The 9,400-nt window shown below is 43.2% G+C and carries 5 protein-coding genes; all 5 read right to left on the bottom strand.

Translation table 11 applies throughout. The features are described from left to right. Nucleotides 1-4,711 (bottom strand): retention module-containing protein (locus BM739_RS08030; RefSeq protein WP_175609502.1); only part of this gene is annotated, 4,711 nt, incomplete at its 3' end. A gap of 431 nt (nucleotides 4,712-5,142) precedes the next feature. Then, nucleotides 5,143-6,315 carry a heme biosynthesis HemY N-terminal domain-containing protein gene (locus BM739_RS08025; RefSeq protein ID WP_076539422.1) on the bottom strand — a complete coding sequence of 391 codons (1,173 nt, stop codon included), beginning with the start codon at nucleotides 6,313-6,315 and terminating at the stop codon, nucleotides 5,143-5,145. Beyond that, nucleotides 6,312-7,535, bottom strand: a complete 1,224-nt coding sequence (locus tag BM739_RS08020) for a uroporphyrinogen-III C-methyltransferase (RefSeq protein ID WP_076539419.1) — start codon at nucleotides 7,533-7,535, stop codon at nucleotides 6,312-6,314. Before BM739_RS08020 ends, BM739_RS08025 begins: the two co-directional genes overlap by 4 nt. Nucleotides 7,536-7,668: 133 nt before the next feature. After that, on the bottom strand, nucleotides 7,669-8,385 hold the full coding sequence (locus BM739_RS08015; RefSeq protein WP_076539416.1) for a uroporphyrinogen-III synthase: 717 nt from the start codon (nucleotides 8,383-8,385) through the stop codon (nucleotides 7,669-7,671). A 5-nt stretch (nucleotides 8,386-8,390) separates the two neighbouring features. Beyond that, entirely contained in the window at nucleotides 8,391-9,320 is a 930-nt protein-coding gene (gene hemC / locus BM739_RS08010) for a hydroxymethylbilane synthase (RefSeq protein WP_076539413.1), read from the bottom strand. Nucleotides 9,321-9,400: the final 80 nt, after the last annotated feature.

Genomic DNA, 9,400 nt, shown 5'->3' with positions numbered 1-9,400 from the left:
CATCAGTGATGATCAGCGTGTCACCAATTGCGGTGCCCGCGGCTAAGGTCACGGTGGCGGTGACGGTGCCATCCGCGCCAATTTCATCGCTGCTGTAAATACCGTCATCACCCATGCCTTCAAACTCAACGTTTGGAGTAGGTGCATCAGTGTTATCAACGTCTTGGTTGTCAGTGGCGATAGCCGATGGGTTACCGGCGGCATCAATGACTTGTGCATCAACATTGACCTGGGTATCGCCTGCAGCGACAGGGACTTCCACGGCTTGACCAKTATCAAGCATCGCTTGGGTCACGAGGCCGTTGAACAATTCGTTGCCGTTRCCATCAGTGATGATCAGCGTGTCACCAATTGCGGTGCCMGCGGCTAAGGTCACGGTGGCGGTGACGGTGCCATCCGCGCCAATTTCATCGCTGCTGTAAATACCGTCATCACCCATGCCTTCAAAGGCTACTTCTGGAGTTGGAGAAGTAGTATCAATATCGCCGTCATCTTCAGCTGTAGCAGTATTACCTGCCGGGTCGGTAACTTCTGCCACAGCGGTATAATCGCCTTCAGCTAACGGATCGATAACATCGACTTGGTAGCTACCATCAGGATTTACCGTGGTTTCTAGTGTTTGCTGATTGCCCGAGCTGTCGGTAACAATAATGGTGATTACACTGCCAGGCTTTGCATCAGTGGTACCAGTAATTGTCGGGGTATCATCGCTGCTGTTGTCAGGGGCATTTACGGTAATTTCTGGGGCTGTGGTATCAATATCACCGTCATCTTCAGCTGTAGCAGTATTACCTGACGGATCGGTGACTTCAGCAACAGCGGTATAATCGCCTTCAGCTAACGGATCAATAACATCGACCTCGTAGCTGCCATCAGGATTTACCGTGGTTTGTAGTGTCTGCTCATTGCCTGCACTGTCAGTAACAATAATGGTGATTACACTGCCAGGCTCTGCATTGGTGGAGCCAGTAATTGTCGGGGTATCATCGCTGCTGTTGTCAGGGGCATTTACGGTAATGATTGGGGCTGTGGTATCAACATCGCCATCATCTTCAGCTATAGCAGTATTTCCCGACGGATCGGTGACTTCAGCAACAGCGGTATAATCGCCTTCAGCTAACGGATCGATAACGTCGGCTTGGTAGCTACCATCAGGATTTACCGTGGTTTCTAGTGTTTGCTGATTGCCCGCGCTGTCGGTAACAATAATGGTGATTACACTGCCTGGCTCTGCATCAGTGGTACCAGTAATTGTCGGGGTATCATCATTGCTGTTATCAGGGGCATTTACGGTAATTTCTGGGGCAATAGTATCAACATCGCCATCATCTTCAGCTGTAGCTGTATTACCTGATGGGTCGGTAACTTCTGCAACAGCGGTATAATCGCCTTCTGCTAACGGATCGATAACATCGACCTCGTAGCTACCATCAGGATTGACTGTGGTTTCCAGTGTTTGTTCATTGCCCGCGCTGTCAGTAACAATAATGGTGATCACACTGCCAGGCTGTGCATCAGTGGTACCAGTAATTGTCGGGGTATCATCACTGCTGTTATCTGGGGCAATGACTGAAATTACAGGTGGAGTGGTATCTATAACCGCGCTATCAGAACCTTCAGGGCTAACATTACCTGCACTGTCAACAATTGTGGCAACAACTTCTATGGCCTCACCTTCAGCTGGTGCTGGTAAGTTTAGGTCGACAGAACCGTTATCAATATCATCTTGAGTCAGTATGATTTCTTCACCATTAACGACTAATGTGTCGCCAACTTGAGCCCCGGTATCAGTTAGGCCGATGGTGACTGATACTTCAGTATTATTAGCTAATTCTTCTTCACTGATGATGCCATCATTATTAGCGTCAGTATTAATTGTGACCCCAGGAGCTCCGTCAGCTTCAGGGGTGACTTCAATAGTGAGTGTGGCAATTACACCAGTGTTGGTCGTATAGGTGATAACTGGAACTTGACCATTCCAATCTGTATTTGGTGTAAATGTATAAGAGCCATCAGCATTTAACTGCAATATGCCTTCTTCAAGGGTAACTGAGGAGCCAGCTGGGTAAGATTCACCATTAATTTCAAAATTGACAACGGTTAAATTATCATCAAGATCCGTATCATTATCTAGAACATTACCTTCTGCGACATTATCCTCGGCAACAACTATACTGTCGTTTTGCGCCTCAGTGGGGATATCATAATCTTCAGTTGCTGAAGAAGTGCCTTTGGCGCCTTCAGCGCCATATCCATAGACAATACCATCTATCACGGTGTCAGCATCGTTAAGCAAATCACTTGCTGCAACTTCAACAGCGAAAGTACCGTCTGCTTGCATAATAGCTTGGTATTGTTGACCATTAATAGTCAACATAATAATACCGGTTGTAATGGAGCTGTCAGCAGTGACGGTACCTGTTATGGTAATTAACCCTGTAGATTCATCTGGCGTAAGTAAATTGTCGCCAGTGACTGGATCAATATCTAGCGTAATAGCGGTATTATCTGGTAAATCATTATCATAAATACGTAACGTCGCCTGAGTATCACCTAGTACAGCATTGGTTGGATTAGATAAGTTTATTAGCGCAAACTCTGGGCTACCTTCAACGATTAAGTCATCTGTAATCGGGACGCTAATATAAGCAGTAGTTTCACCAGGTAAGAAGGTTACAGTACCACTAACGTTAGTAAAATCTTCTCCGAATAATGCGGTTAACTCTTCAGAGCTGTATTCTATAGTAATGGTTTCAGTGCTTGGCTCGCTTAACGTAAGGGTGAATAACGCAAACTCCATTCCTTCTACAACAACGGCGTAGTCAATATCGACAACTGGTAAGTCTGAGCCGTTACCATCGTTATCAAAAATGGCAAATTCTAGTTCTTCATCATAAACATTTTCACCAGTAACAATGGCATTGAAATATTCAGTTGGTTCAATAATGGCATCGTCAAAAATAGGCACGCGAATAAGAATGCTGTCATTACCTGCTTCTAGGGTGAAACCAAAAATTGGACGTGCTAAATCACCACTTGAATCAATACCAGTGATCGTCATGGTTTGCCAAGTCAGGCCGCCATCGTTGGAGTATTCTAATGGGACTAAATAATCATCAGCATATTCGGCAATGGGGTAACCCAGTTGCTCACTGAGTAACTCGCTGGTGAAGTTGATAAATAATTCTTGGTCAGTATCAAAGGTTAGTTCACTATTGACAGTAAACTGGTTAAAGCCAACATCTTCAAAAACATCTGGAATATCAGCTGATAGATGTGATTTATATTGATCTTGGGTGGCAGAGGTAACGTCTCTAAATACAGTCCAATCTTCTACGCGGTAATCAAGACTTAGGCCTTCAAGATCATACTGAGTGATGCCTTCGTTGAGAATAATGACGTAATTCCCATCACCTAAATCTTGCAACGTACCAATATCTTCAAAAGCAGCACTAAGGCGTACGTTAGTGACTAATAGGTTTTGATCAATAACTTGTTGTCCAACAGCACCGTCTAATAGGTCGTTGGCTGAGAAGGTAATTTGCCCATCGAGTTCATTATAGTTATAGGTGACTAAGCCACCAGGTACTTCAAGAGTATCTACAGTACGTTCGTCATGCTCATCAGGGATTCTATCGCCAGCAATGTCATCGATGGTATCTGCAACATGCTCCATCGCAATGGTTTCAAATACATTTTGGCCATCTTCTTGTCTTTCTGTATCACGGGTAAAAATAATACCTAATTCAGCAAGTACTTGAGAGATCATCTCTTTACCTGCTGTGGCTATATTTAATGGTTGACCCGTGGTGGGGTCAATATAATTGGCTAATGCTTCGTGAACGGATAATAAAACATTGATATTAGTGCTGTAGCTGTCATCAATATTCACCAGACTATTAGTATTTAAAATACCGTCATCAATACCGTCGGATAAATCGTTATCCAAGGCTTGAAGGAAAATAGCCATGTTCTCAACATAATCCATGTTGGTATCTGACAGCAAAGTACCAGCAATATCCTGTAGGAATAGAATATCCCCTTGAATAACATCGGCGCTAAAAGTAGCAATAGTGACGCCACCGACCATGAAGGTAATAGTGTCGCCAGGAAGGTAAGAAAATGAACCCGGTGAACCAAAGTCACCGGTAAAACCTGATAATCCAGAAGAGGTTGTAAAAGACACACCATTTACAAAATTATCGGTAAACTGAGCTACATTAAAGTTGTTATTTAGCGCATTAACGCCATCTTCACCTAATGTAAGATTTGCGGTTAAAATTTCAGGTGCATCAAAGGAGGTATCGAAACCTGCTGTGGCAATAGTTTCTGAGCCTTCACGAGCTAATGAAGCGAAATCACTACCACCTTGGTTAGTTGCTGTCTCACCTGCTGCGGTTTCAGGTAGTTCAGCGGTTGGATCTTCACCGGATTCAATTAATGCTTGTAAAGCTTGAATCTCAGCGAGTTCATCTGTGGTCATATCGATGACTGTGTCGGCTGATGAGTTTTCAGCTATGTTGTCGCCATTGAGAATAGTGCCATCATCAAAGGTCACCACAAATGCAATGCCATCGGCTACTTGGAGTTCTGCCCCTGCAGGAATAGTATCTCCTGGAAGAATGTTTTTTGTTTCATTATTCAACGTGAGGGTAACCTCTCCATTAGCTGAATTTAAAACACCATTTTTTGTCGTTACAACAGAACTCATGACCTTAGCTCCAATAACCCGCATTAAACCTGATATTCATAGTGTTAGCATAACTATTCATATCGAGGTATTTCGCTGTTATAAGTTTGAAATTTAAATTAACCGCAATTTAACAATTTTAGCACTGGCATTACCAGTGGTCAATTTTTTGACCGCTTAATCGGCTCTAATAAACTTATGAATTTAAAAGCGAAATAAAAAACTTCGGTAAATCAATACAACTAAGGGATTACAGGTAAATGTTAATTTTTTAATACATTAGCATTAGTTGATATTGTGCGGCTGTTTACGGGGGCTTTGAGGCTAGGCTCACTCATTTTGCGTATAAAAAAGCTATAAAAAAACCTGCACAAAGGCAGGTTTTAGTGTCTAACTGATTATAGAAAGCGATTAATTCATTATGAAATCATTGCTTAACTAATGCATAAATTTTACTCGCTAGCATTTGCCGCTTTGCGATAGCTCTGCAGTGCAGCGGTGTTTTCACCGAGCTGTTCTTGGATCTGCGCTAACGCTAACCAATGTTGTCGTAATGGCGATACGTCACATACTTTTGTCCAGTGCTCTTTTGCGACTTTAGTATCACGTTTTTGCATGGCTAACTTGGCTAAACATACTTGATATCCCGCATCATGTTCATGGGTTTGCTGGTAACGTTGCAGTAGCTTTCTTATTTCGTCATCGTCGGCATCTAGAATGTGGGGCAAGGCCGATAAAATAGTGTCACTGGGTTCGGCTTTCAAACTCTTAGTGAGCAGCTTTAAGGCATCTTTTTTACGTTCATATTGACATAAACCACGCGCATAGATGGCGATGAGAGTCGGTTGACTGCGCTCAGCTTTACTAAGCCAGTGCCAGCATTTCTCAAGATCTTGTTCGTTAGATTCAGTTGCCGCTGTTAGTAGGGCGATATTGGTTTTTTGCTCTATGGTATTAAATATCTCATCAGTAACGATGTGACGTTTTTTAATAGCAGGTAAAAGTAACTTTAATGCTTGCCAGTCTTCTTGTAGCTGATATAAATCCAAGGCTAATTTTAAAACTGGGGTTTTACTTTTACTGGTTGGATTGAGTAATTGTAGCTCGACTCTTGCCTCTGCTAATTTACCCTGTTGAATAAGGTAGCGAGTTTTAGAAGTTCTAGCGGCCGTTTGTGCTAGCGGATCTTCTGCCGCTTGATCTAAATATTGGTCACGGGCTTGGTTATTGTGCTGATGATGAGCTGCGCGGGCGGCGGCAAATAAATTTAAAGCCGGCAGTTCGCCTTTTGCTGCGCCTTTAGACATGGCTTTTTCTGCACTAGGCCAGTCTTCTTCTGCCAGTGCTAATGCCCCTTGTAAGGTATGCTTTTTAGCGGCTTTTTTGCGCCAGCGATCAGGTAAATAGCGGCTATGAATAATGATATTCAGTAGAAAAATAATCAGCCATTCAACTAGCTGCAGCGCCGCATAAAATAAAATTAACCCTAGTAAGCCAAAGACTAAACTGGTTTCTATTTGATAATCGCCCGCCGCAATATAAACATAACCTGTGTTGCCAATAATAAAAGGGCTAATACAAAAGCCGATTAAAATGATAATCACATATGCAAGAGTTTTAATCATGACTGTGGTTCCTCTGCTGGAACCAACTCACCGTAAGTAATGAGCTGTTGCAGTAAACGGGTTGAGTCAAAGTTTTGCTGATTTATTTCTTCAATGGTAACTGTCATTAGTGCATCTAAAGCACGTAGTGCCTCTTGGGTTTTCTCTTCATCTAAATCAAAGTATTGCTGGATCCATGTTCGCGCAAAGCCAACCGACTGGCGATAGTTAACTTGATCATGTTGATACAGGGCTAATTGGGCTTGAAGTAATTTATTGCGGATATTTTCAACCAGATACCATTGCTGATCTGGGGCAAGTAATGGCTCAAGATCTGTGGTGCGCTTACGAATAGTGATAAAGCCGTCTGTCACTGAATGCCAAGTTTTAGCTAAATTACTTTGCCAATCATCCACTGAATCGGAGATGGCATTTTGCTCTGCTAAGTCTTCTGCTGCTTGGGCTTTAGCGCGATTTAATGGCAAAGTATCGAGCTGGTTGAGTATGCCGTCAATGGTATAAATGCTGCCGGCAACATCAGTGGTTTTGATGGCATTAGTTGTTGCGAGATCATTAGCTAGTGCGCGGCGTATGGGCAATAAAGTGGGATCTTTCATTGCTTCAATGCGCTCATCTGCAGATTTTAATAAACTTGCAGCTGTTTTAGGGTCGTTCTCAAGAGCCAGTTTTCTGGCAGCCATTCGCACTAAGTATTCAGCTTCTGATGCCATCCAGTTGTTTGGATTCCGCTGCGCCAGTGTGGCGACTCGTTGTTGTAATTGCTGTTGTGATTTTACTAATTGCGCTTGTTGCTGATAAGCCTGTGAATTTTGCTGTTGCTGGGCTTCTAATACTGCAATGCGTTTATTGGGTTCTACCAGCGCTTGTGTGACTTGACTACCTATTACGCTGGTTTGCTGATTTTGAGTTTGCAGCTGTTGTTTTTGCTCTTGCAGTTCCATCCATAGCAAATAGCTTAGGCCTATTCCGCCAATGGCAATGATAAGGCAAATAAGAATACTGAAACGCACCCACCATGAACTTTTACTACGGCGCTTTGTTTCTGGATCAGCTGTAGATTTTTCGGCTGGACTTTCAACCGTTGACGAGGGCATTGCTGACTCAGGTTCGCTGAGCTTCTGTTCGTCTTTGGTAGGAGTTGCTTCAATGACTGGAGTTGATTCAATCACATCATTGTCTGAATGAGCTTGTTGATTAGGATCTTGTTTGTTGTGTTCCATGAGCTGTCCTTGAGTACCTAGTTTGATCATCCAGAGTGCGACCAAATCATTAATGCGAGCAAAAACACTATAGGGCAAAGTTACAGTTTGGCAGGATTAACCATGATCGCAAATACAAATGACTTGCTACTAGTTAAATAGACAATGCCGTTAAAACAGCTTGAGTATTCGCGCCATTTGCATTGCTGACGTGAGTAAACCCGGCTATTTTTGCCTTTTGCTCCACTCGATTACTGGGGACTATAATATGACATGATTGCAACCATGCAAATAACTCTTTTGGAACAAGTTTAATTAGATTTTCTAGCACATCGCCACTGGTGACGATAATGGTATCAATGCCGAACTGCTGCCATTGATGGCAAACCAAGGCTGGATCTAGCTTTGGCAGGCTGCGTTGGTAGACTTCCCAGTAGCAAACATTGGCCTGTCTGATAGTCAGTTGCTCAGCGATAGTTTCGCGGCCGCCAATACCTCTTACTATAACAATGTGTTGATTTTTAATATCACCTAATGATGTCAGTGATAACAAACCTTCACTGTCTTGGCTGTCTTCGGGGGCAATTTCAGGAATAATGTTATATTGCGACAGGGCATCAGCGGTGGCTTGGCCAACGGCGTAATAGCGACAATCTGGAAATTGATTTTTAAGGCTAATGGCAGCAAATTTTACCGCATTGGCGCTGATAAAAATTATCCCGTCAGCTTGGGTGAGGGTGTTGGAGTTAATTCTGTCGTGAGTAGGCATTACAGCTAATAAAGGAGTGACCATGAAGTCGACTCCTTTCATTGTAAGCTTATCTGCCATAGCTTGATTGCGCCCCTCAGGGCGCGACAGTAAGACTTTCATCTCGATTACTGGTTGTAAACAGCGTCTAGAATGGTTTTAGCACCGCGGCTAAGTAAATCTTCAGCCAGTTGCTCACCTAATGCAACCGCATCAGTTTTTAAACCTGTGACATTACCTTCAATGATTTGACTGCCATCTGGGTTACCCACTAGGCCACGAAGATGTAAGCTATCGCCATCAATTTCAGCATAAGCACCAATTGGCACCTGACAACCACCTTCTAAGCGCATATTCATCGCTCTTTCAGCAAAAACGCGGTAACGAGTTTCTAGATGCTCAAGTGGTGCAAGCAATGCTTTAACGCGTTCGTCATTCATACGACATTCGATGCCGACAGCGCCTTGGCCGTTTGCAGGGAGTGAATCTTCAGCTGAAATAAAGCTGGCAATACGCTGATCAAGTTTTAAACGGATAAGACCCGCTGCCGCTAAGATAATTGCATCGTAATCGCCGCTATCTAATTTAGCTAAGCGAGTGCCAACATTGCCACGTAAGTCTTTAATGACTAAGTCAGGGCGAGCGGCACGAATTTGACACTGACGACGCAGGCTTGAAGTACCAACAACAGCGCCTTGTGGCAATTCTTCAATGGTTTTGTAGGTGTTTGATACGAATGCATCACGTGGATCTTCACGCTCACAAATCACTTGTAAACCTAGACCTTCTGGGAAGTCTACCGGTACATCTTTCATTGAATGCACCGCGATATCAGCGCGATCTTCAAGCATGGCAACTTCAAGTTCTTTAACAAAAAGACCTTTACCACCAACTTTAGCCAGAGGCGTATCTAAAATAACGTCTCCTTTCGTGCTCATTGGTAATAGCTCAACGGTTAAATCTGAATGAATACGTTCAAGCTCAGCTTTTACGAATTCTGCTTGCCACATTGCAAGTGGGCTTTTACGTGTAGCGATACGAATAACATTTTGAGACATGCCAAAGAGTTCCATCAATAGACTTAATTGCAATAATGCTAACATTGCCAGAAAGCAGATGTAACAAATCGATAGCGATT

Origin of the sequence: Shewanella sp. UCD-KL21 (assembly GCF_001957135.1) — a bacterium.
In the GTDB taxonomy this organism is placed as follows: Bacteria; Pseudomonadota; Gammaproteobacteria; order Enterobacterales; family Shewanellaceae; genus Shewanella.
The sequence above is the reverse complement of the archived record's forward strand: the minus strand, read 5'-3'. Positions and strand labels throughout refer to the sequence as shown.

What these genes read in the sequence shown, in the direction of transcription:
- BM739_RS08025 (WP_076539422.1), bottom strand. Translation starts at nt 6,315, where the DNA reads ATGATTAAAACTCTTGCATATGTGATTATCATTTTAATCGGCTTTTGT.
- BM739_RS08020 (WP_076539419.1), bottom strand. Translation starts at nt 7,535, where the DNA reads ATGGAACACAACAAACAAGATCCTAATCAACAAGCTCATTCAGACAAT.
- BM739_RS08015 (WP_076539416.1), bottom strand. Translation starts at nt 8,385, where the DNA reads ATGAAAGTCTTACTGTCGCGCCCTGAGGGGCGCAATCAAGCTATGGCA.
- hemC (WP_076539413.1), bottom strand. Translation starts at nt 9,320, where the DNA reads ATGTCTCAAAATGTTATTCGTATCGCTACACGTAAAAGCCCACTTGCA.